This is a genomic window from Candidatus Microthrix subdominans, from assembly GCA_016719385.1.
Taxonomy (GTDB): domain Bacteria; phylum Actinomycetota; class Acidimicrobiia; order Acidimicrobiales; family Microtrichaceae; genus Microthrix; species Microthrix subdominans.
This window is the reverse complement of sequence record JADJZA010000001.1, coordinates 13025-39546: the sequence shown is the minus strand read 5'-3', so window position 1 is coordinate 39546 and position 26522 is coordinate 13025. Positions and strand designations below refer to the sequence as shown.

Genomic DNA, 26522 nt, shown 5'->3' with positions numbered 1-26522 from the left:
TCACCGCCGACCTGTCGGGCCGCTCGGCGCCCGGCTCGACGGCGCTCACGACGCCACCTTCCTTCGCCGGGACTTCGCTTCCGGCAGCCAGGGCTGCATCGCCTCAACCCCCACCGCGTCGGCCCAGTCGCCGAAGTTGGTGTCCGGGTCGGCCAGGTCGGCGAACCGCTCCAGCACCGGCCGCAACACGTCGACGATGTCGGCGAGCAGGACGTCGGGCCGCAGCAGCGACGCCAGGCGACCGCTGGCGCCGCCCACGTACACGTCATAGGTGCGCTTGCTCCGGCCGACGACGCCCAGCTCGGCCGAGTAGGGCCGGGCGCAGCCGTTGGGGCACCCGGTCATGTTCAGCCTCAGCGGCAGCCCGGCGTTGCCGGTGTCGGCCAGCAGCTTCTCCAGCGAGGCCACCAGGTCGGGCAGCACCCGCTCGGACTCGCCCAGCGCCTGGCCGCAAGTGGGCAGCGCCGGGCAGGCGATCGCCAGGTTGCGCACCGGTGCCTGATCGGCGGCGAGGGGAAGGTCTCCCGCCCGCAACAGCTCGGTCACCCTCGACCGGTCCCTCACGCCGCACAACAGCAGGTCCTGGCGGGGGGTGACCCGCAGCTCGGACACCAGGCCCTCGGCGACAACGCCGTTGATCGTCCGGCGCCGCGCCTCGTCGAGGCGTCCCGACGGGATCGGCACCGCCAGCGTGCCCGCCGCATCGGCGGCGGCGCGCGTGGGGGTCAGCAGCACCGGCACCGCACCGTCGGCCGGTGCGGCGAGGGGATCGACCCCGGCATCCAGGTGTGGCTCCGGTCGCCCGTCGGCGTCGTGCCAACCCAGGTGGGCGTGGGTGGTCCACGGGAGTAGCTCGTCCGGTGGGGCCAGGGCGGCGCCCAGACGCTCCTCCACCTGGGTGCGCAGCCAGTCGATGCCGCGCTCCTCGAGCAGGTACTTCAGCCGGGCACGGCTGCGGTCTTCACGGTTGCCGTGTACACGCTGGGTGTCAACGACGGCGGCCACCAGGTCGACCACCTGCTCGGGCGGCACCCAAGCCAGCGGTTGGGCGACCATCGGATAGGTGTCGTCGGGTCGGGCGTGGCTCATGCCCATCCCGCCGCCGGCGAGCACGGTGAACCCGGTCAGCGCACCGTTCGTACCCCCGGTAAGGGTGGGCACCAGCCCGACATCGTGGCTGTGGATGTCCACGCAGTCGTCACCGGGCCAGGCCAGACCGATCTTGAACTTGCGGGGCAGATAGGCCTCGCCATAGATCGGCTCGACCGGACGGTCGGGGTCCTCGCCGGGCCCAACATCCCCCGGACGCGGCGCCGAGGTGGCGGACGCGGCACGGTCGCCGTTGACGAACAGCTCCCAGTAGGCGGCGGTGCGGGCCCGGAACCGGCCGACGAGTGCTGCGACCGTCGGGGCCAGCACCGCGGCGCGGGCGGGGTCGGGCAGCGGGCAGGCCATCACGTTGCGCACCACGTCGCCGCACGCCCCCAGGGTGGTCAGCCCGGCGGCGTTGATCTCGCTCACCAGATCGACCAGGTTTCCCTTGGGCACCAGGTGGTACTGCACGCCCTGACGAGTGGTCAGCCGCAGCGTGCCGTCACCGATGTCGGCGAGGGCGTCCAACGCCGCCCAGCCTTCGGCGCTGATCACGCCCCCGGGCACCGACGCCCGCACCATGCAGCCGTGGGCCAACGGTTGTTTGGCCTGGGTGCGCTGGCGGCGCACGTCGCGATCGTCCTGTTGGTAGATGCCGTGGAACTTCAACAGCATGGGGCTGTCGCCGGCGAACGCGTCGCCGCCCGCTTCCAGGTCGGCGGCCAGCCCGCCTCGCAGGTAGTCGCTGGCGACCTTGATCTCCTCGGCGCTCATCGGCCACTCCTTCGATTCGTCAGTTCGGCGTCGTTGGGGGTGATTCCGCTGCCGGTCAGGGTCACGGCCGCCCCGACCAACGCCGGTTGGGCCAGGTGCAGACCGCACTCGGTCTTGACGTCGCCGGCCCACCGGCCGGCGCGCGCGTCGTCGCCCTCGGCGACCGGCACCGTGCAGGGCCAGCAGCCGATCGAGGCATAGCCCCGGTCGGCCAGCGGGTGCGCCGGCAGGTCGTTGGCCGCCCCGTAGGCGGCCACGTCGTCGTCGGTCCAGGCGGCGATCGGGTTGATCTTCGTCACGTTGCGGGCGGCGTCGCTCGCCACGACCGGGGCACCGGCCCGAGACGGCCCATCGCTGCGCCGCAGCCCGGTGACCCAGGCGCTTTTGCCGAGCAGCGCCCGGTTGAGCGGCTCCACCTTGCGCGCCGCGCAGCAGGCGTTGGTGTCGCTGCGCCACACGTCGCGATCGGTGCCTGGCAGCGGGTGGATGGTGCGCAGGTTCAGCCCGTAGCGGCGGCGCAGGTCGTCGGCGTACCAGTCGGTCTCGGCGAACAGGTAGCCGGTGTCGAGCAGCACCACGTCGGCCTCGGGGATCGTCGAGGCAACCAGGTGCACCAGGGTGGCGTCGCCGAAGCTGGCGGTGACGACGAGCCGATCGCCGAAGCGGCCGTTCGCCCAGCGGAGCACCTCGATCGGGTCCTCGGACGGTGGGGAGTGGGAGGTCATGGCGGTGCAGTTCATCAAACTCGACTAACTAGGTCAACTTTGTCGAGTAATGTCCTCACCGTGTTCGACTACCCCGCGTTTCTCAACCTGGCCGACGTCGACGTGCTCGTCGTGGGCGGCGGCCGCATCGGGCTTCGCAAGGTGGCCGGTCTGGCCGGGGCCGGCGCCCGGGTTCGCCTGGTCGCCCCCGAGGTCGACGCAACGTTCGATCGGTCGCTCGTCGTCGAGCACCGCCGCCGCCCCTACCGTCCGGCCGACCTCGACGGCGTCCGCCTGGTGATCACCGCCACCGGCGTACCCGGCGTCGACGACGCGGTCAGCGCCCAGGCGACCGCCGCCGGCCTGTGGGTCAACGCCGCCGACCGGCCGGAGCACTGCTCGTTCATCCTGCCGGCGATCGCCCGAGCCGCGCCGTTGACGGTGGCGGTCAGCAGCGACGGCGCCAGCCCGGCGCTGGCGGGTGCGGTGCGCGACCGGGCCCGCAACCTGCTGACCGACGAGGTTCGGGATCTGGCACTCGAGCTGGCCAGGCGCCGCGCCGCCATCCACGCCGCCGGACAATCGACCGAGGACATCGACTGGGCGGTGATCATCGACGACGCGCTCGGACCTGCCGACGGTGCGCTCAGCGCCTCCGGCGGCGCTCAGCCGGAGGCCGGCCCGCACTGCCTGTCGAGCGCCAAGGCGTAGCTCTCGGCGAGCTGTTGTTGCCCCTCGGCGTTGGGATGGTCGGCCAGCGTGCCGCCGACCGCCGGCCCGAGGTCGGCCCACTTGGCGCCGTCGTAGGCCGCCACCCTGGGAGAAATACCCATCACTCGATGATCAGCGGCCACGTCACCATCGGGTCACACCACCGGCAACTCGGGTCAGCCGACCGCTCGACCTCAATCGCATCTGCTTGACGCCGACGATCCTTAGGTGGTCCTTCGGTAGGGTGCCCGGTCGACCCTCCGGGAGGACCCATGAAGTTCAGCGCTGCCCTCGCCTTTACCGATCCCGACCAGTACCTGCCGTTGGCCAAGGCCTGCGATGAGGCCGGCATCTGGGCGGTCGCCTGCTCGGACCACGTGGTGCACCCTCGCCAGATTTCCTCGCCGTACCCCTACACCACCGACGGCAGCCCCCGCTTCAAGCCGCAGACTGCGTTCGTCGACCCGTTTGTGGCGATCGCCGCCATGGGTGCGGTCACCGAGCGGCTGCGGTTCTTCACCAACATCTACGTGCTGCCGCTGCGCCACCCGCTCGGCGTCGCCAAGCAGCTCGCCTCGATCACCTCGCTGATCGGCAACCGGGTTGCCCTGGGCATGGGCGTCGGCTGGATGGAGGAGGAGTTCGAGCTGATGGGCGCCGACTTCCGCACCCGCGGCAAGCGCGCCGACGAAGCGATCGACATCATGCGCGGCCTGTGGGAGAGCGAACCGGAGTGGTTCTCCTACGACGGCAAGCACTACCAACTGCCCGAGATCGAGATGACCCCGCGCACCTCCGAGCCGGTGCCGATCTACGTGGGCGGCATCTCCGAGTTCGCCTACAAGCGCGCCGCGCGCCTAGGCGACGGCTGGATCTCCGACCTGATGACGACCGCCGAGGTGGGCGCCGCCATCGAGCGCATCGAGCACTGGCGGGCCCACTACGGCACCCAGGACAAGCCCTTCGAGTACATCGTGTCCTGCTCGGACGCCGTCAACGCCGACGGCTTCGCCCGCCTGGAGGACCTGGGGGTCACCTCGGTGCTCACCATGCCCTGGGTCTATACCCGCGGCTTCACCGAGGAGCTCGACGAGCGGCTGGCGGGCATCACCGACTTTGCCGAACAGGTGCTCTCCAAGCAGTAGGCGGAGCCCGGCCCTTCGCCGGGGCGCTCATCCGATCGTCGCGATCGAGGTGTGACCCTTTACGCTCGCCAGGGTGTCGACGACGAACCTCAAGCGCCTCATCGCGTTGATGATCGGAATCAGCACGGTCACCGCGGGGCTGTTCACCTGGCGCGGCGGACAGATCGGCTCGACCGCCGCCTACAACGACCGGCAATCGGTGGGCGAACAGATCGATGTGGAGACCGCCGAGGTCGACGTCAACATCGAGGCGGCACGCCAGGCCCGCCAATACGACCGGTACCTGGCCGACTATGCAGTCGCTGGTGGGCTCGACTCCGACGCCGAAGCGCTCCGCAGCACCGGGCAAGGTGAGCTCGCCGATCTGGCCGAACGCCAGGCAGCCGCTCGCCGGGCCGCCGCGACTCAGCGAGCCACCGACGCCGGAGTCTTCGGACCCAGCACCCTCGGTGAACGCTCCGAGGCCGCCACGGCCCAACCCCAGGCCTTCGACCTCGAGGAGCGAATCGACGAGTTGCGGGTACTCGAAAGCACCGGGTTGGGTTCGGCGAGCGACCTTCAGCCCCAGCGTTGGGCGGACGAGTCCTCGGCCATCCGACGGCGCATCCGCAACCTGACCTACTGGGTGGGGTTGTTGTTGAGCGCCGTGGTCGTGCTGACTGCGGCTGAGGTCACGGTCAGCAGACGGCTCCGGCTGTCGGGGTTGGCCCTGGGCAGCATCTTTCTCGCCACCGCCTGGATCGGTGGGCTGGCGACCGGGTTCATGTCGTGAACGACCGCAAGCTTGACGACCGCACCCCCGACGAGCGCGATGAACTGTCGGAGTCGGACCCCTACAAACGTCGCGTGGCGGTGGTGTTGGCGGTGCTGGGCCTGCTGGGCGCCTGGATCGGGGTCCTGCGGGTCGACTCGGGCAACAGGGAGTCCTACTACGCCCGAGAGACCACCCGGGCAGCGGCGGAGTCGATGAGCGCCAACATCTCCAAGGGGTCGCTCGACGGCCTTGAGACCGACCTCGACGCCGAGGCGGACGCCCTCGAAGGAGACGCCGGCTTCGACCCGGTCGGCTTACCGTCCGACGTGGGCGAGGTCGATCGGGACCTGGCCTCCGGCGACGCCGCTGCCGGGCTCGACGCCGGCCGGCGGGATGAGCTGCGGCGCCGGTTGACCCTGCGAGCCGAGCGGGACCGGCTGCGGCGCAAGGCGCTGGCCGAGACCCGCGTGGGCTACAACAACCGCACGTCCCAGTACGAGACCGTGCTCACCACCCTCGGGGTGGCCCTGTTTCTCGTCGGCTTCACGCTGGTGCTGAACCGGCGCACACGGCCGCCGGTGCTGGTGCCCGGCCTGATTCTGGCCGTCTACGTGGCCGGGTGGGCGCTGTGGATCCACGCAAAAGACATTCCGAGCACGCCGACGGCGGCGATCGACGCCGCGGCCGTTGGGGCCACCCACGCTGCATTCGGCGAGCACGACAAGGCCACTGCGGCGTTCGACCGGGCCATCGCTGCCGACCCCGACTTCGTCGCCGCTTACAACGGCCGCTCGGTCGCCTCGTTCCTCATCACGAACCCCGACTTCCTCGAGACGCTGGCGGTCATCGACGCCAACACCCCGGAGGCCGACCAGGCCCAAGCCGACGCCGAGACAGCGGTGTCGCTGAGCAACGAGCAGGACTTCACCAGCTTGTTCCTGTCCGGCCTCTACAGGTTCTACGACGACGACTTCGATTGGTCCGCTCGACGGATGCGCCAGGCGCTTGAGGTCAATGACCGGGCGCCGGAGGCGTACCTCAGCCTGGCCGCCGCCGAACTGGCGAGGGGCAACACCGACGAGGCCGTCGACCAGCTCGCCGCCGGGGTGAAGCTGCTCGGGCCGGCCGAGGACTCAGCCGAGGCCCGACAGCTGGCCGCCGACCTGTTCACGCTGCTCGAACAGGTCGACCTGGCCGTACCCCAACACTCCGACGGGACCGACGAAGTTCGAGCGCTCCTGGCCGCCGGCGAGGCGCGGCTGGTGTTCGGCGACCTCGCCGAACCAGCACCCGAGGGCGGCTCCTTCACGCTGGAGTCGTCCAATTTCGACCAGGACGCGCCCGGGCAGGGCGCGCCGGATGGGAACGACCGGGCCACGCTGTCGATCGAGCTCGGCTATGCCGAGCTGCCCCCCGACAGCGCAGTGTCGTTGTACGTGTTTGAGCAACCGGCACCTGGGGCGGCGTTTGTCCAACGCGCCGAATTGGCCCGGTTCTCCACCGTCGGTGGCTCCGGCACGCTCTCGGGCAGTGCGTCGCTCCAACCGCGTTGCACCCCGGTTGCGTTCCGCTATGACGTCTACGTCAACGGTGCGCCCGTGACGTCCTTCGACGCGCCCGGGGGCACCGCCACCTGCTGAGCCCGGTCGTGGAACCCGGCCGCAGCGGCGGTGTCGTCGGTGGCCCGGAACCAGATGAACACGGCGACCAGACCCATCACGGCCGCCGCGACGTAGAACGCGGTCGATGCCCCCTGGGCAAACGAGGCGCGGGCGCCCTGCGCCAGCGGATCGCCAAGCGCACCGGGGGCACGTCCGGCCACCTCGAGCGCCGCCCCGATCGAGCGACGGGCGGCGTCGGCAGCTGCGGCGGGCAGCTGGGCGGGCAGGCTCAGCGACTCCCGGTACACCGACGTCAGCACCGAGCCCATCACGGCAATGCCCAGCGCCCCACCCACCTCGCGGGTGGTGTCGTTGACCGCCGACCCGACTCCGGCCTTGCCGGCGGGCAGCGAGCCGACCAGCCCGGCGGTGGTCGACGGCATCGTCAGCGCCATGCCGGTCGCCGTCAACACCAGGGCCACCATCGCCACCATGTAGGGGGTCGACGGGCCGACCTGGGCGAACACCAACAGACCCGCCACCATCGACACCATGCCGACAAACACGGTCTTGCGCACCCCGATCCGAGCCACCGCTGCCGGGCTTCTCGGCGACAGAACGACCATGACGATCGCGGACGGCAGCTGGGCGATGCCCGCCAGCAGGGGCGAGTAGCCGAGCACGAACTGGAAGTACTGCGACAGGATGAAGAACATGCCAAACATGGCGAAGAAGCCCGCCGTGATCGTCAGCGCCGATACCGAGAACGCCCGGATCCGGAAAAACCTGGGGTCCAACATCGGGTGCTCCACACGCAGCTCGTAGCGCACGAACAGGGTTCCGGCCACCACGGCGCCGACCAGGGTGCCAACCACCAGCGGGCTGGCCCAGCCGTGTTCCGGGCCCTCGATGATGCCGAACAGCAACAGGCCCAACGTCAGCATCGACAGAACGGCGCCGCCCGGATCCAGCGGGGTGCCGTGCGGGTCCCGACTCTCGGGCACGACCAGCACCACCGCAACCACCGCAACCGCAACGATCGGAAAGCTGATCAGGAACACCGCGTGCCAGGAGTAGGCCTGCAACACCACCCCGGACAGCAGCGGGCCCAACGCACCGCCGGCGCCGGCAAACCCGGCCCAGGAGGCGATCGCCTTGGCCCGCTCGCGCGGCGGGAACACCGAGGTGATCACCGAGAGGGTGGATGGCATGACGAAGGCGGCACCGAAGCCCATGATGCCGCGGCAGACGATCAGCGGCGCCGGAGTGGCGGCGAGGGACGCGGCCAGGGTGGCCGCCCCAAAGACGACCAGCCCGAACAACAACGCCCGCCGACGCCCGAAGCGGTCGCCGAGCGCGCCGGCCGGCAGCAGGAAACCGGCGAACACCAGCGGATAGATGTCGACGATCCACAGCAGCGCCGACGGCGACGGGTTGAGGTCGCGGATCAGGCTGGGGATGGCCACGTTGAGGCTGCTCACCGCTACGACGACCAGCACCAGCGACTGGTTGGCCACCCACAGCACCCGGCGACGATGGGGGTGCCCCACCATCGGGTCGAACTCGGCGTCGGTCTCGACGCGGCGGGCGGCCCGGTGGGCGCGACGGGAACGGTACTGCTCGGGGGGTGGGGCAGACATGAGCGCCGGACCCTACCGCCGCGTGCGGATCGTCCACCCGCTCCGGCCCGGCCCTGCCCCGTTACGGTGAGTGCCATGGCAGCCAGCCCGCAGACGACGTTGCGCCCGCTCGTCGCCATCCTCGAAGAGCTGGCGACGCATCCGCCCCCGCCGGTGAGGGGCGCCCCGCTCGACGAGCTGCGTCACCTGCTCGAGGGGGCGGCCCGCACCGCCGTCGCCGGGGTGCCCGCCGGTTCGCTGCCGCTGCGCGCCCCCAAGTCGGCGATCGCCGATGCGATCCGCTGCGCCCGCTTCGCCGCCGCCAGGCGCAGCATCGGTTTCGAGGCCGGCTCCCCCGACGCGCAGCGCACGCGACGTCGCGGGGTGGCGGCCGATGTGCTGGTCGCCCACGTGCTCGCCGGCGGCGCACTCAACGAGCCCGCCGCGCAGATCGTCCTCGATGCCTGGGAGGCGCGAAGTGAACACAACGAACTGGAAGCGGTTGCCGACCTGGACGACTCGGAGCGGACGGGCTTCGACGAGGACTGCGTCGAGCTGGCCGCCCGGCTGCGCGCCGACTGGATGGACCTCCAGTGGGACGCCGACGGCGAGGGCGGCGGCGCACGGTGGTGGCCCCGCAGCCAGAGCACCGCAGCGGTGGCGCTGGCCGACGGCGACGTCGTCATCACCATGCGGCCCGACGTCGAGCTGGGCGGCCCGGCCGCCCGCCTGCCCCCTGCGCTGATCGAGGTGAAGGCGACCGCCCTCGCCCACGATCACAGCTTCGACCTCAACCTCTATGCCCTGGGCATTGGGCTGCGCGACGGCCTGGCCCCCGCAGCGGTGTTGCACTGGAGCCCGGGGACCGGCTGGGTTGAGTTGCCGCCGGTGACGATCGAGGTGCTCGAGAGCGCTGCCCGCCGGGTGGCCCACGCCCTCGACGTCCTCGGCTCGCTCGCCCGGGGCGAGACGCCGGAGGAGACGCCCGGCGCCCACTGCGGCTGGTGCCCCGACGCGGCGATCTGTCCCTCGGCCAACCCGTCGGCCCAGCGGAAGGGCGACATGCGATGAGCCCAGAGCCGACTGCCCCAGAGCCGACGAGCCCAGAGCCGATGAGCCCAGCCTCCGAGGCCGCCGATGATCGCGGCGCTACCCGCCCGGTCCCGGCGGCGGTCGACTGGAGTTGGCGCACCCGGCTGGTCGATGCCCTCTCCCCCATCGCCGCCCGGCTGGGCGACGGCGCCCCTCCACGGGTGGATGTGGATACCTTCGGGCTGGCCAACCATCGCCGCTGCCCCGGTTTCGAGTCCGAGCCGTTCGCCTGGAGTGCCCGCTTCGCCCGTCGGACGTTGGGGCTCGAAGCCCTGGCCGAGCTGCCAGCCGTCGGCTACCGGCCCAACCGGGCCCTCGACCGCGCCGAGGCCGCCCAGGCCGGGCGCAGCCTGGGCGAGTGGCTGGCAGAGCTCCCCCCGGGCGGCCTCAGCGCCGTGCGCGCGGAGGCGGCCACCTGGCTGGCCGCAGCCGTCGCCACCGTCGGGGTGGGCCAGGTCGCCGGCCTGGCCTGGGAGTCGCCCCCCGGCCGCTTCGAGTGGAAGGTGCCCCACACCCCGCTGCTCGTGTCCGCTCGGTTGGAGGGGGCAACCGCGGATCACCGCCGGGCCACCGACCTGGGGCTGATCCGCCTGCTCGACGGCCCGCTCGACGTCGCCGTCGAACGCGCCGAGGCCGGCTGGCTGGCCGTGCTGCATGCAACCCGGTTTGGGGTGGAGCCCACCCGGGTGATCGTCTGCGACCTGCGTCAGGGCCGACGCCGCACCCACCGCGTCACCCCTGCGCTGCTCGACGGCGGCGTGGCCGCAATCATCACGGCCGCAACAGTCGCCGTCGGCCGGTCGCTCGGCGACGCCATCAACCTCACCCCGGGCCGCCACTGCGGCTACTGCGCCCGGCGGGCGGTATGCCCCCAAGCCGCGCTCGACCTTCCCGTTTAACGCACCCGACGGCTCCAGCGGTTGGCCTCGTCCAGACGGCGCTGCAACTGGGCCTCGGTCGCCTCGGAAATGCGGGTCACCCCCGACAAGCGGTTGAGCTCCCGGTTGACCTGGGCGTGGGTCATGTTGGCGCGCCTGGCAAGGTCGCGCGCCAGGGAGGCGTTGCGGTCGCGCAGCTCGCTGCGCCGCTGGCGGGCGGTCAGCTGAGGCTTCGCGTCCGCCCCCTGGGCTTCGCCGGGTACCGGCTGCGCCCGAACCCGCCCGTCCGGCGTCGGCGGCGCCACCAGCTCCAGGTCGACCCCACGGTCGTCGTCGAGGCCGTCATCATCGTCGTCGCCGTCGTCGGCGAACACGCCCTCCGACTCGGCCGGTTCGTGCTGGGCCACCGCACCGATCACGGCGAACAGCGACATCTGATCGGCCTCGTCTGCGCCGTCGGGCGAATCAAAGGCCGGCTCGTCGCCGCGCTCGTCGTCATCGTCCCGGCGCCGCTTCGCCAGGCTGTGGCGGCGCTGTGTGGCAAGCGAGTCGGCGTGGGAGCGCAGGCGAGGGTCGTCGGGCAGGAAGCACCAGGCCCGCTGGCGGGGCACGCCGCGCGTCCAGCGCACCAGGCGACCCATCGCCTGCCTGAAGAAGAGCTCGGTCGACGTATTGGTGGCGTAGACCCCGATCCGCAGCCGGGGGATGTCGACGCCCTCGGACACCATCCGCACCGCCACGATCCACGGCTCGCTGCTCTCGGAGAACCGGGCGATGCGGTCCGAGGCACCGGGGTCGTCCGACACCGCGACAACCGCCCGGGTGCCCAGCTTACGCAGCAGTTCGGCGATGCCGGTGGCGTGCGCCTGGTCCATCGCGATCACCAACCCGCCCGCCTCGGGATGCACCTGGCGCAACGTCTGGAGCCGCTCGTTGGCCTGCGCCAACACGGTCGACATCCACTCGCCCTCCAACGACAGGGCGGTGCGCAGCCGCTGGTTGGCCAGGTCGCGGGTCAGGTCGTCCTCAAAGGTGGCAGCCACCTGGGCGCCGTCGGGGGCGACCCACTCCATAAACCCACCGATGCGCGGGAAGAACAGCGGCCGCACCACGCCGCGGTCGGCCAGGGCGTCGCCGTAGCCATACTCGAAGTCGGGTTGGGCCTCGTCGAGGTGGTAGGTGACGAACGGGATCGGGGTGACGTCGGAGCGGAACGGCGTGCCCGACAACGACAGCCGACGTCCGGCGTTGGCAAACGCAGCCATGATCGCCGTGCCCCAGGCCCGATCATCGCCGGCGTGGTGCACCTCGTCGAAGATGACGAATGCCCCGGCGGCCAGCCGGGACAGCTCAACCGAGCTGGTGGCCACCTGCTGATAGGTGGTGACGATGCCGTGCACGTCGCCCGGCAGGGTGCCTTCCCGGGCGGACCAGGCGGGGTCGAGGTGCAGCCCGAAGCGGGCCGCTGCATCGGACCATTGGGTCTTCAGATGTTGGGTGGGCGCCACGACGACCAGCCGACGACCCCGGGTGCCGGCCAGGTACTGGCTGGCGGCGGTCAGCGCGAACGTCGTCTTGCCGGCGCCGGGCGTGGCGACGGCCAGGAAGTCGTCGCGTTCGGACGCGTTGAACTTCTCAAGCGCCTGGTGCTGCCAAGGCCGCAGCCGTATGCGTGTCGCCATCATCGTGACCGGTTGGGCTAGAGGATCGGGGGGGGAGTTCGGGGTGATCGGGACCGACGATTCTACGGGGCGGCCATCGCCGCCCGGGTCATCGACAGGTCCAGCCGGCGACGCTTGCGGTCGATCCCCACCACCATGACCCGCACCCGCTCCCCCGGGGCGACCAGCTCCTCGGGCCGAAACCCACGCCCCTCGGCCATCTCGCTGAGGTGCACGAGCCCCTCCAGGCCCGACGGCAGCTCGGCAAACGCCCCGTAATCGACCAGCCGGCTGATCGTGGCGTCGCTGACCGTCCCCTCCTCCAGCGTTGGAAGGGGGTCGTCGGCCAGCCGGCGCAACGACAACCCGATGCGCCGCTTGGCACGGTTGAGCTCGATGACGACCAGCTCGAGTTCTTGGCCCGGCTTGGCGTGGTCCTCCATGCTGGCCACCCGGCTCCAGGACATCTCGGTGCGGTGCAGCAGGCCTCGGGCGCCGGCCAGGTCGACCAGCGCGCCGTAATCGGTCATCGCCACGACCCGCCCGGTGACCGTCGCCCCTACCTCGAGACGTTCGAAGACGGAGCGCTCCTCGGCCCGCCGCTGGGAGCGCAGCACGTCCCGGCGGGACACGACCACCCGGTCGCGATCGCGGTCGACCTCGGTCACCCGCACCTCCACCTCGGTGCCGACCAGCTCGGACAGTTCTCCGCCGCGATCCTCGAATGCCTGAGAGGCGGGCAGAAAGGCCCGCAGGCCCAAGTCGACCAGCAGGCCGCCCTTCACCTGCTTGAGGACGGTCACGAGCAGGGCCGCGCCGGAGGACCGGGCGGCGTCGATCCGTTGCCAGGCGCGCTGCTTCACCGCCCAGCCGCGGGAGGTGGCCACCCTGCCCTGCGGGTCTTCCCGGGCCAGCAGGGCGACGTCGATCGAGTCGCCGACCGCTGGCACCTTGCCGTCGGCGTCCTCGACATCGCGGCGCATGACCACGCCGGGACGTCCGTCGACCATCTTGAGGACGATCTCCCGGTCGGTCAGGTCGTCGACGGTGGCGGTGATGATCCGTCCGACGTGAACCGCTGGTGGGGCGCCCGGGTCGGCGGGCGGGCGAACGGATGGTTCGACGCTCGGTGGAACGGACGTGTCAGGGGCGCGACCGGGGCGCCGTGCCGTGGCGGTGCGGCCAGCGGTCGCCTGCCGGTGCGGCAAGGATCGACCGTGGGGGCGGTCCCGGGGACGGGGGGGCGGTTGGCTTGGGGTGGGGCTGGACACCGATACCTCGCAGGTGTCAGAAGGTGGAACCCCAGTGTGCCCCCTCGCAGCGGCCAACCGCCCTCGGGGTTACCCGGCAGGCATCAGTGGCACCGAAGGATCACCGCCGGATTGTGGCCGATCGAGTCGACGATCAGCCCTGGGCCAGGACTGCAACGGACACGACATAGGCGGAGGCCAGCGCCACCCCAGCGGCCCGCCCGATCCGAGCGCGCGTCACCATCAGGACGGTCACCACCGCGACGCTCAGCAGCATCACCACCATCCCCCGGTGCACCACCGCACTCGTCACCTCCACGCCCTGGCCAATCACCCCGACCAGGCCGCCGACCAGCAGGCTGTTCAGCAGGTTGGAGCCCACCAGATTGCCGAGAAGCAGCTCGTCCTCCCTGCGCCGCACGGCCTGGATTGCGGCGGCCAGCTCTGGCAGCGAGGTCCCGAGGGCCACGATGCTCAGGCCGACGAACCCGCTCGACAGGCCAAACCGGTCGGCCAGGTCCACCGCTCCGACCACCAGCGCCCGGGCGGCGGCAACCGTGCCGACGAGCCCGATCAGCGTGCGGCCCACCTCCATCCAGATCGGGTACCGGCGTTCCTTCTCGGTGTACTCCTCGACGTCGGCGGTCAGCCGGTCGTTGCGACTGCGGCGCGCCTGCACCGCCGTGAGCGCCAGGTATCCCGCCAGGCCGACCAACAGGATCAATCCGCCGACGAGGGTCAGCTTCCGCCACGCCAGCAAGGCGACCAGCACGCAGGAGCCCAGCATCAGCAAGGCCTCTCGGCGCACGATCTCGGAGTCGACGCGCACCACGCCGATCATCGCTGCGACGCCCAACACCACGGTGAGGTTGGCGGTGTTGGAGCCGACGATGTTGCCGATGCCCAGGTTGAGGTCGCCGTCGACCGCCGCCAGCGTGGAAACGAACACCTCGGGCAGCGACGTGCCCAGCCCGATCACCAGGGTGCCGATCACCACCGGCGGGACCGACAACCGGTCGGCCAGCACGGCGGCGCCGTCGACGAACCAGTCGCTGCTGTAGGCCAGCGCGGCGACGCCGACCGCGATCAGGAGGAGGGACCAGATCAAGGCGGCCATCTTGGCATTTCCAGCAGCCGCCCTGGGCCACGCGCCCGACCGTCACGCACCAACCGGTAGCCGTCACGCCCAACTCGGGAGCCCAAACGACCGCCAGACAGCGCTTTGGGCTCCCCACTACGGAGGTCACTCCCAACTCGGGAGCGCAAACGACCGCCAGACCGCGCTTTGGGCTCCCGACTACGGAGTTTGTTGCTGGGGTGCCTGGCCGCTGGGCTCAGTTGAGGTGCTTGAGGGCCTCGCGTTTGGTCAGCCCGGACAGCTCACCATCGTGGGCCACAACAAACGTCCGAACCGCCGCCGGGTCCACGCGTGCGTACTGGCGAAGCGCCCATCCGATCGCCTTGCGAATGAAGAACTCGTCGTCGCCGGCGCGGGCCTCGCAGTAGGAGAGCAGCCGCTGCGCATCGGTCGCCTCCCCGAACAACAACTGATGCAGGATGGCGGTGCGGGCCAGCCAGAAATCGTCGCTGTGCACCCAGCGGTCCATCGTCCCGGCCAGCTCAGGATGGGTCCGCACCATCGTGCCCACCGTGCGGGTGGCCAACGGATCGACCGTGTCCCACCACGACCTGGAGGTGAGAAGCGATCGAACTCCATCGAGGTGTCGGGGTTCAAGGCGCGACGCCTGCGATCGCAGCACGTCGCAGGCCACGTAGGCGAACTCCCGTTCGGACTGCTCCCAGCACTCGACAGCGAATGCCAACAGCTCGTCGGGTGAGGCGGCTTTGGCGGCGACCAGGGTCGGTCGGGTGGCCGCCCGGCGGTCCTTGGCCCCGATTCCCAAAAACGGAAACTGGTTGCGCAGGTAGGCCGACATCGCCTCTGCCCGCTCGGGCGCTGAGGCTGCCTCCAACCGGCGCCGCAGCGCCGCCATGTCCAACTCAGACGTCGACTCCATCACGATGATCGTCGCACGCAGCGGTCCTGTGGCCCATGCCGACGCTGTGTGAGCGCCCCGCCACTTGACCGATTTGGCCATTTTGACCAAAGTCGCCTCATCGACACGGTCACTGCTGCTGAAGCCAAAACCAAGCTGGTGCCCATCCGGCGCCGGGTTGCCGGTGGGATGAAGCGTCAGATCACGTGGTCGATGCGGCGGTGGGCTCGACCCGACCACGACAGTCCGGCGCCGGTGACCTGGGTCGCCCCCAGCCCTAGCGAAGCGGCGAGGACCCGCAAGGATGCCATGCGTCGAATCTCGGTCGTCGGTTGCCCAGGTGCTGGCAAGACGGCCTTCGCCCGACAGCTCGCCGACCGGCTGGACGTCCCCCGGCTCGAGTTGGACTCCATCTTTCACCAGGCCAACTGGACGGAGTTGCCGGGCGATGAGTTCGAGCGTCGGACCGCAGACGTGGCCAACGGCGACGGGTGGGTGATCGACGGGAACTACTCCCGCGTTCGCGACCAGGTGGTGTGGCCGACCGCCGACACCGTCGTGTGGCTGGACCTCCCCCGGCGCGTCGTGATGACGCGGCTTCTTCGCCGCACACTTCGGCGTGTGCTCACCCGGGAGGAGCTCTGGAACGGCAACCGGGAGCGCGTCCCCAACCTGATGTCGTGGGACCCCCATCGATCGATTTTGCGTTGGGGGTGGACCCGTTACACCCCCTATCGGGAGCGGTACGACGCGGCCACGAACGACCCGGCCTGGGATCATCTCCGGTTCGTCCGCCTTCGTACCGTGCGCGGGGTCGCCCGCTTCCTGGACACAACCGCATCGACCAACCGCCGAGCCTCGACGGCGCTGCCCGGACGCATTGCGCGGCCCGGGAGGGGACGGACCGCCTCGTAGGCTGCGGAGCGTGAACACCGAAACCTCCACGAAACCCGGAACCGGCGGCGTCACGCTGCACACCATCCGCTGGACGCCCGATGCCACCCCCAGAGCCGAGATTTTGCTGGTGCACGGGTACGGCGAACACTCCGGCCGCTACGAGCACGTCGCCCAGCGGCTGTGCGATGCCGGTTTCGCCGTCACGTCGCTGGACCACCGCGGCCACGGGCGCACCACGGGCGTCGAGCGGGGGACGGTCGACAACTTCGACTTGTTGGTCGACGACCTGGCGTCGGTCGTGACCGACCTGAGCTCGGGGACGTCCGACGGCGTGCCGTTGTTCGTCTACGGCCACTCGATGGGCGGCCTGGCCACCGTGCGCCTGGCCGAGCGCGGCGACGAACGCTTCGCTGGTCTGATCATCACCGGGCCCGCCCTGCAGACGGCGGCAAGCGTGCCCAAGCCCGTCTTGGCGATCGCCAACGCACTGGGCAGGATCGCTCCCAACCTGCCAACGATCGAGCTGGACGGCGACGCCATCTCGCGGGTTCCTGCGGTACGGGCCGACTACGACGCCGACCCGCTGAACTACCGCGGCAAGGTCACCACCGGAACCGCCAGAGAGCTGTCGGTGGCCATGAAGGCCGCCATGGAGCAGGCCGGCCGGATCACCGTGCCCGTCCTGATCATGCACGGCAGCGACGACACGCTGGCCGACCCCGCCGGGTCGGTGCGGTTCTCATCTGCGGTCGGTTCCAGCGACCGGACGGTCAGCATCTGGCCCGGCTGCTACCACGAACTGCACAACGAGCCCGAGGCAGACGACGTGCTCACTACGATCATCGACTGGATCGACGCCCGCCGCTAGCTCGGGCCCGAAACACGGTCCCACGTCCCGGTGATGAGCTGCTCGGTTCGGCGGGGCTCTGCCTTGAAGGGTTTCCTCGATCCACGCAGCGGCTACAGGTCGGGCATGCCCATGTCGAGCTGCCCCTTCTCGGCACCGCCGTCGACCTCGAGGATCTTGCCGGTGATGTAGCCGCCGGCGGGCGAGGCGAGGAACAGCGCCGCCGAGGCGATCTCCTCCGGCTCACCGATGCGTCCGAGCGGTGTGTTCCCCTCGATCGCGGTTCGCATCCCCTCGTCCTCGGTCACCATCTCGAGGGCCGAGGTGGCGATCGTTCCGACGGCGATGGCGTTGACCCGCACTCGGGGCGACAGGTCGGCGGCCGCCATGCGGGTCCAGTGGGTGAGCGCCCCCTTGGCCGTGCCGTAGGCGATGAAACCCCTGCTTCCGGTCCGGCCGCTCAGCGACGAGATGTTGACCACCGCGCCGGTGCCGTCGTTCTCCAGCATCACCGGCACCGCCGCCCGGGTGAGCGCATGCGCCGTCGACACGTTCCACTCGAAGGCGCGGGTCATCGCATTGGGGGTCGTGTCCAGGAACGCGCGCGGCATGGACCCACCGACGTTGTTGACCACGATGTTCAGGCGGCCGAACGCCTCCTTGGCGGCACCGGCCAGGCCGGCGACAGCGTCGAGGTCGCTCAGGTCGGCGGTGACGATGTGGGCCCGTCGACCCGCCTCCTCGATCCGGCCGGCGACGGCCCGCAGCTGGTCCTCGGTGCGGGCCGAGATCACCACGTCGGCGCCCGCCTCGGCCAGGGCCACAGCGATCGCAGCGCCGATCCCCCGACCGGCGCCGGTGACCACCGCGACCTGCTCGTCAATGCGAAATCTGTCGAGAATCATCGCTGGCTCCCCTCGGCCCCTGGCCTCCGGCCCCTGGACCGGGCCTGCGCGCTCGAACGCCCGACCGTCGCCCGCCCCAGATCACCTCGGGAGACGGTTGACGGTGGTCAGGTCGAGAGCGCGGTCGATGGTGCGCTGCCGCGGGTGGCCGTTGATCGAGATCCAGGCGTCGGCACGAACCTCCACCCGGTGGCCGTCGACGGCTGGGTCCTGGGCGACGATCTGGGCCGCTGTGACGAGCAGGTCGACCCGCGAGGCGAGCTGGCCGACCTGCCACGGCTCGAAGACGTCGTCGGGGTCGACCGTCGCCGACGTTCCGGTGGCCGTATCGGTGACGACGAAGCGCACAGTGCCGGTCTTCTCGGTCAGCATCACCCGCAGCGACCCGTAGTAGCCGGCCTCGTTCTCGGTGACGTCACCCGCGTACAGGTAGTGCCGGGCGGGCACGACGACGTTGACGATCGCCAGGGCGGCGACCGCCACCTGAACCCTCCGTCGCGGTGGTGACACCTCGGTGGTCGGGGGCACATCAGCCGGTGCCTCGAACCGGCCGATCGAGCGAATCCAAGCCAGCGTGCGCTCGGGCCAGGCGGGCGAGAAGAACACCGGGGTGAGCAGCATCATCGCCCAGGGAAACAGGCCGATCTGGAACAGGGCGGCCGTCGAGAGGTGGAAGAGGACGACCGCTGCGTAGGCCCAGGGACGGGACCGCCTCCACAGCAGCCAGCCGACGATGGTCAGGTCGAAGATCAGCCCGGCCCAGGAGGCGACCAGGGCCGTGGTGGGAAGCTCGAACAGCGGGCCGACGACCGGCCGGTCGCTGCGGGCCGCCAGCCACATGCCGAGCGGCTCGCCCCGCACCAGCCAGTCGTCGTTCAACTTGGCGATGCCGGCGACGACGTAGACCACGCCGATCTGGGCGCGTGCCGCCCACACCATCCAGGCCGGGACGACGGTGGCCGGTGCGAGCCGACCGCAGCGCACGTCGAGCGACCACCGCCGCCCGACCGGCAACACGAACAGCAGCGCGCCCAGCAGCGTGATCAGCCAGTAGTGGTTGAGGTAGAGGGAGGCGTCGATCAGCTCCATCCACACGAATCCGACCAGAAAAACACCGAGCGCAGCCCGGGTGTGCCAGCCGAGCGCAATGGCAAGCCCGGCCATGGCGACGACGGCGACATGCAGGTACGCCCCGACACCGGGAAGGGGCGCCACCCAGTCGAAGCCGGGGTAGGTGAGGTGGTGCTCGGGCGCCAGGTAGAGGGAGCTCACCCAGCCGCGCGCGAGAAAGCGGACCGTCGATGCAACGACGAGCAGCCCGAACGCCATCCGCAGCGCCTCGAGCGACGCCGACGAGACCGGTCGGCCGTACAGCGGCGGCGCCGAGCCTGCGGGTGGTGCGGGGGCCGGAGCGGCCCCCCGCTTAGCCGGCGCTGTCGCCGTCGGCATCGCTGAAGGTCACCGTGACGCCGAGTTCGGCGACCACCTGGGTGGCGACGGTGGCTCGCAGCTCGTTCATGGCGGCCAACGCCGCCTCGCTGGGCTCATCGTCGGCAGCCGCTTCGCCGTCCTTGGTCGCCGCAATCAACTCGTCGGTCTCGGAGCGCAGCTGGGCGGTGAGGTCGTCGTCGAGCAGAGCGCTGAGGCCGCTGTCCCCCTCCGGCCCGAACAGCAGGTCTTCGACCGAGTTGCTACGGGCCTCCAAGTTGGCCGCATCCTTGTTCGCCAGCAGCGCCAACAGGTGGTTGACCACCGCGTCGATCCCCACCGCGGGGTCGGCCAGCTCGTCGCGGTAGGGCTCACCGTCGTCGGGATCCGTCCAAGCGGCGGTCACCGCATCGATCCCCGATTCGGCCAGGGCGGTGGCGGCGTTGGCGTAGTCGCACTGGCGCTCGTCGAGCGGCGCCTGCTCGAGCAACGTCAGGACCGCCCCGTAGCCGCGGGTGTCGGCGCCCACGTAGGCGGCCAGGTAGTTGACGTCGATCGTCGCCGGCTCCTCGGCCGCGACGAGGTCGTCGACATCCTGGGCGTTGGCGGGCCAGTCGACGATCGAGTTGGACCGCAGGTCGGTGGCCGGCCCCAACCAGAACGCCTCGGCCTCGTGCCAGCGGGTCTGGGCGGCGGCGACATCCTCGGCAGCGGCGTCGAAGTCGGCCTTCTCGCCCGACGCACAGGCTGTCTGGACCGCCGCTGTCGCAGCGGCCGCCACCTCGGGTAGCGCCTCGAGGGTCTCGGCGCCCTGTGTCGCCAGGTCGGCGAGCACATCGCCCCGATCGGTGCCACCGGAGCAGCCGGTCAGCAGGCCGACGACGGCCAGCGCGCCGATCGCAGTTCGCTTGACGGAGCGAGCGGTCGTCGACCTCGGCGTCCTCAGCTTCAACGGTTTCCTCCGGCTCACAGGGCCTCCAAATAGGCGATCAGTTCGGCCCGTTCGTTCTTCTCCAGCGCAGCGAACGCATCGGCGGCATCCTGACCCTCGCCGCCGTGCCACATGATGGCCTCGTCGAAGCTTCGGGCCCTGCCGTCATGCAGCATAAAGCGCTCGCCGTTGACCACCGGCACCAGCCCGAGCCCCCACAGCGGCGGGGTGCGCCACTCGGAACCGGTGGCGACAAAGTCGGGGCGGTCGTCGGCCAGGCCGGGGCCCATGTCGTGCAGCAACAGATCGGTGTGTGGGCTGATCGTCTGCTCGCTGAGCTGGGCGATCTCGCTCGGTCCGGTCGTCTGGCTGACGGTGTGGCAGCCGGCGCAGCCGAGGTCGTCGAAGCGCTCCGCCCCGGCGAGGACGTCGTCGTCCTCGTGGTTGCGCATGGCCGGCACCGCCAGCGTCTTGTTGTAGAACACGACCCGGCCGAGGGCCTCCTCGGGTACCTCCGGGCTGCCGCCGTCGGGGGCGGCCAGGCACTCGGCGTCGCCCGGGTTGCAGTTTTCGTCGGGGTGCAGCGGCGAGGTGATGCCCATGTCGCCGAGGAACGCTGCGGCCACCTGCCCCTCGACGGTGCCGACGTTGGCCTTCCAGCCGAAGCGGCCCACGATCGGTTTGCCGGTGCGGGGGTCGGGCACGATGTTGAGACGTCCGGAGATGCCGTCGCCGTCGGTGTCGTCCGGGTCGACGGCCGACCGCAGCGACTCCTCCGGGATCGCCTCGAGCAGTCCGGCCCCCATCACCTGGGGCGCCAACCGAGGGGAGATCTGCACATCGTCGGCCAGCGGACCCTGCGACAGGTCGGCGACCGAGACGTCGGGCCGGCGGAGCTCGTAGTCGGTGCCGTCGTCGAAGCTGTGGGACTCGGTGACCCAGTCGATCGCCATCTTGCCCTCGGGCTCGACGCCCCGGATCGCCCGGTCCTGCAGCTGGTCGCCGTAGGTGGGCTCGGGCACGGGGCCGCCGTCGGCCCCGGCACCAGGCACCGACAGCCGCAGCAGCAGCCCCAGGGTTGAGGTGTCGCCTGCGTCATCGGGCGGTGCCCCCCGACCGTCGAGGTTGTGGCAGCTCGAACACGCCTGGGCGTTGAACGTGGGGCCCAAACCATCACGCGCCTTGGTCGACGCCGGCGAGGTCACCCAGTTCTTGGTGAAGAAGCTGTCGCCCACCTCGAAGCTCAGCCGCCCGTCCGGGTCGAGCCCGTCGACCGGCAGCGCAAACGCGTTGCGGGTGGCGGACGTTCGGGTGGCGGCGCCACCCAGGTTGGGGTCGAGCGCCGCCGGCTCTTCGCCCGCGCCTGCACACGCCGCCGTGATCAATCCGACGGTCATCAGCAGTGCGGACAGACGGCGGGCGAACGCTGTCACGAAACCTCGACGCTCAGCCCCAGGTCGGAGGCTTGGGCGACGACCAGGTCGGTCTGGGCGCTCAGGGCGTCCATCGTGGTCTTGACGGCGAGACGCCCCGGCTCGTCGTCGCTCACGCCGTCGCGCAGGTGCTGGTCGAACGGTGCGGGGATCTCCTCGGCGTCGGCAACGCTGGTTTCGACCGCCTCGACCAGCTCGTCGGCGGCGGCCTCATCGTTCTCGGCGAAGAGCTGGGCCAATCCAGGGCCGGACACTCCGCCCGGGTAGTCGCCGGTCACCACGTTGGCCACACCCTGGGCGTTGGCGACGATGTCCTCGGTCGTGTTGTCCGAGAAGCACGAGTGCTCGTCCTCTTCGCTGCGCTCGGTGTAGGCCACCGACATGCGCTCACCGGCCAGCTCGCCCCGGCTCAGCTCGCCGACGCCGGTGACGATGTTGGTCAGCGCCTCGTCGGTGGGCAGGGCGAGAAACTTCACCCGAAAGTTGTCGTCACCGTCTGGGTTCCATGCGTCTGTCACACCCTGCAGGTCGGTCAGCAGCAGCTGGGTCGCCGAGGCCAGGTACTCGCTGCGCCGATCGGCGTTGGGGGCGTCGGTGTAGTCGGTCGCCGGGCGCTCGCCGGGCCCGTCCTCGGACAGGTCCTGGCCCCACAGCAGAAACTCGATGGCGTGCCAGCCCGTGGACACGTTGGTTTCGCCGCCGGCCTCGTTGAGCGATGCCAGCGTGTCGGCATCGAGCGTCGGGTACTCGTCCGGGTCGTTGATGATCCCAGCCTCGGGGTCACCCTCGACGTAGTCGACGTAGGACTCGTCCATCGGCCAGGCGTTCAGCCGTCCCTCCGGCCCGGTGTCGTCGGCGTCGATCGGGCCGCCGTAAAAGCGGAACGCCTCGGTCACGCCGTAGTCGGGCCGGGCGGTCAGCCAGGCCTTCCTGGCCGTGGCGAGCGTGTCCTCGGTCGGATCGTCGAGGAATGCCTCGATGTCGTCGCCCATCTTGGTGGCGCTCTCGACGCTGGCCGCATAGCTGACATACACGCCGTCGGCGTAGTGCCCGACGACCTCGGAGCCCACCGCGGAGTCGACCGTCGACGATTCGTCGGTGGTCGAGGCCTCATCGCTGCCCCCGCAGGAGGACACGATGAGCACGGCGGCGAGGGCGGCTGGAAGCACGGCTGAAAATTTCACTCGGTATTTTTAGGCTGCCCTAACAACCGATGTCAAGGTTGGGTTTCGCTGACTGCCGCAGCGTCGGCGTTCGACCCGCTGGGGACCAGCTCGGAGCGCCAATGGGTACGGTGGGAACCGTACGTCTCGACTTTGACCTGCAACGGACGCGCGACCGGGAGCCACCGAGCCGCACGTCGTCGGCTCGCACCCAAGAACTGGAGCACCATGGACACGCCGTCGAACCACACTGCGCATCAGATCGATCCCACGATGACGCTGGGCGAGATCGTCACCCTCAAACCGTCACTTGCCGCCGAACTCCAACGGCGGGGGTTCGACTTCTGTTGCCACGGCGACCGAAGCCTCGCCGACGCTGCCACCGAACTCGATCTCGACGCGCAGAAGGTTGCGGAGGACCTGTCGTCCATCCATCAGGACGAGGCGCCCGCTCAGTGGGCCTCCCTCGGTCCGATCGATCTGATCGACCACATTGAGTCGACGCACCACCGTTACCTGTGGGACGAACTTCCACGGCTCGGTCAGCTGGTCGACAAGATCGCCATGGTGCACGGAGACCGGCATCCTGAACTCGCAGAGGTGCAACGGCTGTTCGTCGAACTCCGCAGCGACTTCGAGCCACACCTCACCTCGGAGGAGCAGGTGGTGTTCCCGGCGATGCGCTCGCTCATGTCCTCAACCGACGCCCAGTCCGGATCAGCGGTCGATGAGCTGCCGGGTGAGGTCCGGTCGTTGATGGCCGAGCACGAGGTGGTCGGCGGCCTCCTGGAACAACTGCGGGAGATCACGGCCGACTACACGGTTCCGGCCGACGGCTGTGCCTCGTACACCGAGACGTACCGGGCACTGAGTGCGCTCGAGGCCGACACCCATCTCCACGTCCACAAGGAGAACAACGTGTTGTTCCCGACGGTCGAGGCGCGCACGTCCGCCGGGGCACGCGCCTGACCGCACCGGTCGCCTGATCGGCCGCAAGCGCCCCTTGGGTTACGTCTGCCCGGCTGGACGGTCGGTTACCGACCCCTCAGCGGCGGCGGAGGTGATGTCGGCGAGGGCCCGTTCGAGGCTCGGGTAGAAGTGTTCCTCGTCGAGCGTGGTGTGCAGGCCGTAGCGCTTCACCAGGCTCTGAAGTCGGTCTCGCATCTCGACGAAGGCCAGGTGGACGCCGGCGGCGTTGACTTCCTCGTCCAGGTCGCGCAGCACCTCCGCCGCGGTGACGTCGATGTCGGTGACCGCCTCGCACTGCAACACCACCCACCCGGGGTGCTGCTCCCGCACCAGGCGACGGACCTGGTCGCGGAACTGCCCGGCGTTGGCGAAGAACAGCGGCGCCTCCCAGCGGAACACGACGATGTCGGGAAGCTGGGTGGCGGAGGGGTGCTCGGTCACGCTGTGCCAGCCGCCCAGCTCCGGGACCTCCCCCAGAACCGCGCCGTGGGGCCACCAGTTGCGCCGGAAGAACAGCAGCACGGCCAGCACGATGGCCACGACGATGCCCTGAAGCACGCCCAGCAGGATCACGCCGGCGGCGGCGACCAGGCTGATCACCAGCGACGACGGCCGGATGCTGGCGTAGCGCCGGAGGGCGCCAAGGTCCATCAGCGACAGCGCCGCCGTGATGACCACGGCGGCGAGCGCAGTCTGGGGCAGGTCGGCGAGCAGCCCGTTGAGGAACAACAGCAGTGCGGCGACCAGTCCGGCACCGACGAGACCGGTCACCTGGCTCTTGGCACCGGCCTGGTCGGCGACCGCCGTTCGGGAGCCGCTGACCGAGACGGCAAACCCCTGGAAGAAGCCCGCTGCGATGTTGGCCGTTCCGATCCCGACCATCTCCTGGTTGGCGTCCACCTCCTCGTTGTGTCGGGCGGCGAAGCCGCTGGAGGTTGCGATGGTGTCGGCGAGCGACACCATCGTGATGCCGACTGCGCCAACCAGAAGCGGGACGACATCGGACCAACTGGTGAACGGCAGCGACGGCGCCGGAACGCCCCGAGGCAGCACGCCAACGGTGGTGACGTCCGAGGCTGCCAGATCGAACACCGCCGACGCGATCGTTGCGCCCACCACGGCCACCAACACCGCCGGCACGATCGTCGTCAGGCGCGGCAGCACCAGCAGCACCGCCAACACGCACAGCCCGGTGACCAGCGTCGCCCGGTTGGTCCGGTCGACGTTCCGAAGGAACTGGCGCACCTCGTCAACAAAGCCGTCGGCGTCGGTCGAGAACCCGAACAGCTTGGGCAGCTGCCCCACGATGATCGTGACCGCCAGGCCGTTGAGATAGCCGACCCGCACTTCGCTCGACAACAGGTCCGCAACGAAGCCCAGCTTGGCGAGCCCGAGCCCGATCATGATCACCCCGACGAGGACGGCCAGCATCCCGGCCAGGGCGATCGCGCTCTCCGGGTCACCGGTGACGAGCAGGGGCGTGATGGCGGCCAGGATCAAGGGCGACACCGACGAGTCCGGCCCCAGCACCAGCACCTTCGACGGTCCGAACACGGCGTAGGCCACCAGGCATGCGATCGTCGTGTAAAGCCCGGTCACGGGCGGGAGGCCGGCGAGCTCGGCGTAGGCCATGCCCTGGGGCACCAGGATCGCCGCCAAGACAACGCCGGCGATCAGGTCCGGGCGCAGCCAAGCCCCCTCGTACCGTCGCAACGTCCCCAGCCCTGGGGCCCAGCGCGCCAGTGTCTTCATCGATCCCGACCACGCGGCATGCCGGTCACGACGAGCCCGCGTTTGAGCGCATCAGAAGCGGGCCGGGACCCATCGCAGCGTCCGGTCCGGCTCGACATAGTCACCATGGCCCTCCCGCTCGGGCAGCTCGACCCGCTCCGGCGCGTTTCGCTCGTAGGGGATCTGGCTGAGCAGGTGGCTGATGATGTTGAGGCGCGCCCTGCGCTTGTCGTTGGAGTCGGCGACGTACCACGGGACGGCGTCGGTATCGGTGGCGGCGAACATGGCGTCGCGAGCGCGCGAATAGTCGTACCAGCGCGAGTACGACTCCAGGTCCATCGGCGAGAGCTTCCAGGTTTTCCGGCCGTCCTCGATGCGGGCCCGAAGCCGTCGAGTCTGTTCGTCCTGGTCGACCTCCAGCCAGTACTTCAACAGGATGATCCCGGACTCGACCATGACCTTCTCGATCGCCGGGACCAGCTCCAGGAAGCGCTCGACCTCCTGTTCGGTGGCGAACCCCATCACCCGCTCGACGCCGGCCCGGTTGTACCAACTGCGGTCGAAGATCACGATCTCCCCGCCGGCCGGGAAGTGCGCCATGTACCGCTGGGTGTACATCTGGGACTTCTCGCGTTCGTTCGGCGCCGGTAGCGCAACCGTGCGGAACACGCGTGGGCTCACCCGCTCGGTGAGGCGCTTGATGACCCCACCCTTGCCGGCGGTGTCTCGTCCCTCGAACACGATGCACACCCTCGCCCCCGTGTCGACGACCCACTGCTGAAGATGAACGAGCTCGACCTGGAGCTGCTTCAGCTCGCGCTCGTAGGGCTTGCGCTTGAGCCGCTTCGGCCGGTCGGCCCCGTCGGGCGTCGCAATGCTGCTGCGCGTACCGCCGTTCCCGTGCTTTCCGTGCTTGTGCTTCTTCTTGTGCTTCGCCATG

General features: G+C 70.3%; 24 protein-coding genes. 9 read left to right on the top strand and 15 right to left on the bottom strand.

Annotation, left to right across the window (positions count from 1 at the left end; genetic code table 11):
- Positions 1–45: 45 nt before the first annotated feature.
- Complete coding sequence (locus tag IPN02_00170; protein MBK9295302.1) at positions 46–1866, bottom strand: sulfite reductase; 1821 nt, start codon at positions 1864–1866, stop codon at positions 46–48.
- Entirely contained in the window at positions 1863–2591 is a 729-nt protein-coding gene (locus tag IPN02_00165; protein MBK9295301.1) for a phosphoadenylyl-sulfate reductase, read from the bottom strand. Before IPN02_00165 ends, IPN02_00170 begins: the two co-directional genes overlap by 4 nt.
- Positions 2592–2651: 60 nt before the next feature.
- Here IPN02_00165 and IPN02_00160 point away from each other — a divergent pair, with 60 nt between their 5' ends.
- Positions 2652–3281, top strand: a complete 630-nt coding sequence (locus IPN02_00160) for a bifunctional precorrin-2 dehydrogenase/sirohydrochlorin ferrochelatase (GenBank protein ID MBK9295300.1) — start codon at positions 2652–2654, stop codon at positions 3279–3281.
- Here IPN02_00160 and IPN02_00155 read toward each other — a convergent pair.
- A complete protein-coding gene (locus IPN02_00155; protein MBK9295299.1) occupies positions 3236–3403 on the bottom strand; it encodes a hypothetical protein in 168 nt (55 codons plus the stop codon). The two genes, IPN02_00160 and IPN02_00155, sit on opposite strands and share 46 nt — an antisense overlap.
- A gap of 150 nt (positions 3404–3553) precedes the next feature.
- Here IPN02_00155 and IPN02_00150 point away from each other — a divergent pair, with 150 nt between their 5' ends.
- From IPN02_00150 to IPN02_00140, 3 genes are all read left to right on the top strand, one after another.
- Positions 3554–4426: a TIGR03619 family F420-dependent LLM class oxidoreductase gene (locus tag IPN02_00150; GenBank protein MBK9295298.1), complete on the top strand. Its 873-nt coding sequence runs from the start codon at positions 3554–3556 to the stop codon at positions 4424–4426.
- Between the two features lie 73 nt (positions 4427–4499).
- Entirely contained in the window at positions 4500–5198 is a 699-nt protein-coding gene (locus IPN02_00145; GenBank protein ID MBK9295297.1) for a hypothetical protein, read from the top strand.
- Positions 5195–6820 (top strand): hypothetical protein, encoded by a 1626-nt coding sequence (locus tag IPN02_00140; GenBank protein MBK9295296.1) that lies wholly within the window; start codon positions 5195–5197, stop codon positions 6818–6820. Before IPN02_00145 ends, IPN02_00140 begins: the two co-directional genes overlap by 4 nt.
- Here the strand turns inward: IPN02_00140 and IPN02_00135 are convergent.
- Positions 6760–8421 carry an MFS transporter gene (locus IPN02_00135; protein MBK9295295.1) on the bottom strand — a complete coding sequence of 554 codons (1662 nt, stop codon included), beginning with the start codon at positions 8419–8421 and terminating at the stop codon, positions 6760–6762. The genes IPN02_00140 and IPN02_00135 overlap by 61 nt on opposite strands.
- Before the next feature lie 75 nt (positions 8422–8496).
- Between IPN02_00135 and IPN02_00130 the strand changes: the two genes are divergently transcribed.
- Both IPN02_00130 and IPN02_00125 read left to right on the top strand, forming a co-directional pair.
- A complete protein-coding gene (locus IPN02_00130; GenBank protein ID MBK9295294.1) occupies positions 8497–9471 on the top strand; it encodes a hypothetical protein in 975 nt (324 codons plus the stop codon).
- A 41-nt stretch (positions 9472–9512) separates the two neighbouring features.
- Positions 9513–10391 carry a hypothetical protein gene (locus tag IPN02_00125; protein MBK9295293.1) on the top strand — a complete coding sequence of 293 codons (879 nt, stop codon included), beginning with the start codon at positions 9513–9515 and terminating at the stop codon, positions 10389–10391.
- Here IPN02_00125 and IPN02_00120 read toward each other — a convergent pair.
- The 4 genes from IPN02_00120 to IPN02_00105 all read right to left on the bottom strand — a co-directional run bounded on the left by IPN02_00120 (position 10388) and on the right by IPN02_00105 (position 15299).
- A complete protein-coding gene (locus IPN02_00120) occupies positions 10388–12052 on the bottom strand; it encodes a DEAD/DEAH box helicase (protein ID MBK9295292.1) in 1665 nt (554 codons plus the stop codon). The two genes, IPN02_00125 and IPN02_00120, sit on opposite strands and share 4 nt — an antisense overlap.
- A 62-nt stretch (positions 12053–12114) precedes the next feature.
- The gene (locus IPN02_00115) at positions 12115–13239 is read right to left on the bottom strand and encodes a 30S ribosomal protein S1 (protein MBK9295291.1); all 1125 of its coding nucleotides are present in this window, start codon (positions 13237–13239) and stop codon (positions 12115–12117) included.
- A gap of 196 nt (positions 13240–13435) precedes the next feature.
- A complete protein-coding gene (locus tag IPN02_00110; protein MBK9295290.1) occupies positions 13436–14398 on the bottom strand; it encodes a calcium/sodium antiporter in 963 nt (320 codons plus the stop codon).
- 217 nt (positions 14399–14615) lie between these two features.
- Positions 14616–15299 carry a DNA alkylation repair protein gene (locus IPN02_00105; protein ID MBK9295289.1) on the bottom strand — a complete coding sequence of 228 codons (684 nt, stop codon included), beginning with the start codon at positions 15297–15299 and terminating at the stop codon, positions 14616–14618.
- A 288-nt stretch (positions 15300–15587) separates the two neighbouring features.
- Here IPN02_00105 and IPN02_00100 point away from each other — a divergent pair, with 288 nt between their 5' ends.
- Both IPN02_00100 and IPN02_00095 read left to right on the top strand, forming a co-directional pair.
- Positions 15588–16193, top strand: a complete 606-nt coding sequence (locus IPN02_00100) for an adenylate kinase (protein MBK9295288.1) — start codon at positions 15588–15590, stop codon at positions 16191–16193.
- A gap of 10 nt (positions 16194–16203) precedes the next feature.
- Positions 16204–17043, top strand: a complete 840-nt coding sequence (locus IPN02_00095; protein MBK9295287.1) for an alpha/beta hydrolase — start codon at positions 16204–16206, stop codon at positions 17041–17043.
- Between the two features lie 92 nt (positions 17044–17135).
- On the opposite strand, the gene IPN02_00090 is transcribed toward IPN02_00095, so the two are convergent.
- The 5 genes from IPN02_00090 to IPN02_00070 all read right to left on the bottom strand — a co-directional run bounded on the left by IPN02_00090 (position 17136) and on the right by IPN02_00070 (position 22888).
- Positions 17136–17927: an SDR family oxidoreductase gene (locus tag IPN02_00090; GenBank protein MBK9295286.1), complete on the bottom strand. Its 792-nt coding sequence runs from the start codon at positions 17925–17927 to the stop codon at positions 17136–17138.
- An 81-nt stretch (positions 17928–18008) separates the two neighbouring features.
- The gene (locus IPN02_00085) at positions 18009–19376 is read right to left on the bottom strand and encodes an HTTM domain-containing protein (GenBank protein MBK9295285.1); all 1368 of its coding nucleotides are present in this window, start codon (positions 19374–19376) and stop codon (positions 18009–18011) included.
- A complete protein-coding gene (locus tag IPN02_00080; GenBank protein ID MBK9295284.1) occupies positions 19351–20325 on the bottom strand; it encodes a hypothetical protein in 975 nt (324 codons plus the stop codon). The genes IPN02_00085 and IPN02_00080 overlap by 26 nt, the downstream gene beginning before the upstream one ends.
- Positions 20322–21719, bottom strand: a complete 1398-nt coding sequence (locus IPN02_00075; protein ID MBK9295283.1) for a thiol oxidoreductase — start codon at positions 21717–21719, stop codon at positions 20322–20324. Before IPN02_00075 ends, IPN02_00080 begins: the two co-directional genes overlap by 4 nt.
- Positions 21716–22888, bottom strand: a complete 1173-nt coding sequence (locus IPN02_00070) for an iron-regulated protein (protein MBK9295282.1) — start codon at positions 22886–22888, stop codon at positions 21716–21718. Before IPN02_00070 ends, IPN02_00075 begins: the two co-directional genes overlap by 4 nt.
- 267 nt (positions 22889–23155) lie before the next feature.
- Here IPN02_00070 and ric point away from each other — a divergent pair, with 267 nt between their 5' ends.
- Positions 23156–23851 carry an iron-sulfur cluster repair di-iron protein gene (gene ric / locus IPN02_00065; GenBank protein ID MBK9295281.1) on the top strand — a complete coding sequence of 232 codons (696 nt, stop codon included), beginning with the start codon at positions 23156–23158 and terminating at the stop codon, positions 23849–23851.
- A 39-nt stretch (positions 23852–23890) separates the two neighbouring features.
- Here the strand turns inward: ric and sulP are convergent, their stop codons facing one another.
- Both sulP and ppk2 read right to left on the bottom strand, forming a co-directional pair.
- Positions 23891–25603, bottom strand: coding sequence for a sulfate permease (sulP, locus tag IPN02_00060; protein MBK9295280.1), 1713 nt, complete (start codon positions 25601–25603; stop codon positions 23891–23893).
- A 51-nt stretch (positions 25604–25654) separates the two neighbouring features.
- On the bottom strand, positions 25655–26521 hold the full coding sequence (ppk2, locus tag IPN02_00055) for a polyphosphate kinase 2 (GenBank protein MBK9295279.1): 867 nt from the start codon (positions 26519–26521) through the stop codon (positions 25655–25657).
- Position 26522: the final 1 nt, after the last annotated feature.

Bases quoted from the DNA above. Each gene is read 5' to 3' on its own strand.
- IPN02_00170 (MBK9295302.1), bottom strand. From the start codon at position 1,866: ATGAGCGCCGAGGAGATCAAGGTCGCCAGCGACTACCTGCGAGGCGGG.
- IPN02_00165 (MBK9295301.1), bottom strand. From the start codon at position 2,591: ATGACCTCCCACTCCCCACCGTCCGAGGACCCGATCGAGGTGCTCCGC.
- IPN02_00155 (MBK9295299.1), bottom strand. From the start codon at position 3,403: ATGGGTATTTCTCCCAGGGTGGCGGCCTACGACGGCGCCAAGTGGGCC.
- IPN02_00150 (MBK9295298.1), top strand. From the start codon at position 3,554: ATGAAGTTCAGCGCTGCCCTCGCCTTTACCGATCCCGACCAGTACCTG.
- IPN02_00135 (MBK9295295.1), bottom strand. From the start codon at position 8,421: ATGTCTGCCCCACCCCCCGAGCAGTACCGTTCCCGTCGCGCCCACCGG.
- IPN02_00130 (MBK9295294.1), top strand. From the start codon at position 8,497: ATGGCAGCCAGCCCGCAGACGACGTTGCGCCCGCTCGTCGCCATCCTC.
- IPN02_00125 (MBK9295293.1), top strand. From the start codon at position 9,513: ATGAGCCCAGCCTCCGAGGCCGCCGATGATCGCGGCGCTACCCGCCCG.
- IPN02_00120 (MBK9295292.1), bottom strand. From the start codon at position 12,052: ATGGCGACACGCATACGGCTGCGGCCTTGGCAGCACCAGGCGCTTGAG.
- IPN02_00110 (MBK9295290.1), bottom strand. From the start codon at position 14,398: ATGGCCGCCTTGATCTGGTCCCTCCTCCTGATCGCGGTCGGCGTCGCC.
- IPN02_00105 (MBK9295289.1), bottom strand. From the start codon at position 15,299: ATGGAGTCGACGTCTGAGTTGGACATGGCGGCGCTGCGGCGCCGGTTG.
- IPN02_00100 (MBK9295288.1), top strand. From the start codon at position 15,588: ATGCGTCGAATCTCGGTCGTCGGTTGCCCAGGTGCTGGCAAGACGGCC.
- IPN02_00090 (MBK9295286.1), bottom strand. From the start codon at position 17,927: ATGATTCTCGACAGATTTCGCATTGACGAGCAGGTCGCGGTGGTCACC.
- IPN02_00085 (MBK9295285.1), bottom strand. From the start codon at position 19,376: ATGCCGACGGCGACAGCGCCGGCTAAGCGGGGGGCCGCTCCGGCCCCC.
- ric (MBK9295281.1), top strand. From the start codon at position 23,156: ATGACGCTGGGCGAGATCGTCACCCTCAAACCGTCACTTGCCGCCGAA.
- sulP (MBK9295280.1), bottom strand. From the start codon at position 25,603: ATGAAGACACTGGCGCGCTGGGCCCCAGGGCTGGGGACGTTGCGACGG.
- ppk2 (MBK9295279.1), bottom strand. From the start codon at position 26,521: ATGGCGAAGCACAAGAAGAAGCACAAGCACGGAAAGCACGGGAACGGC.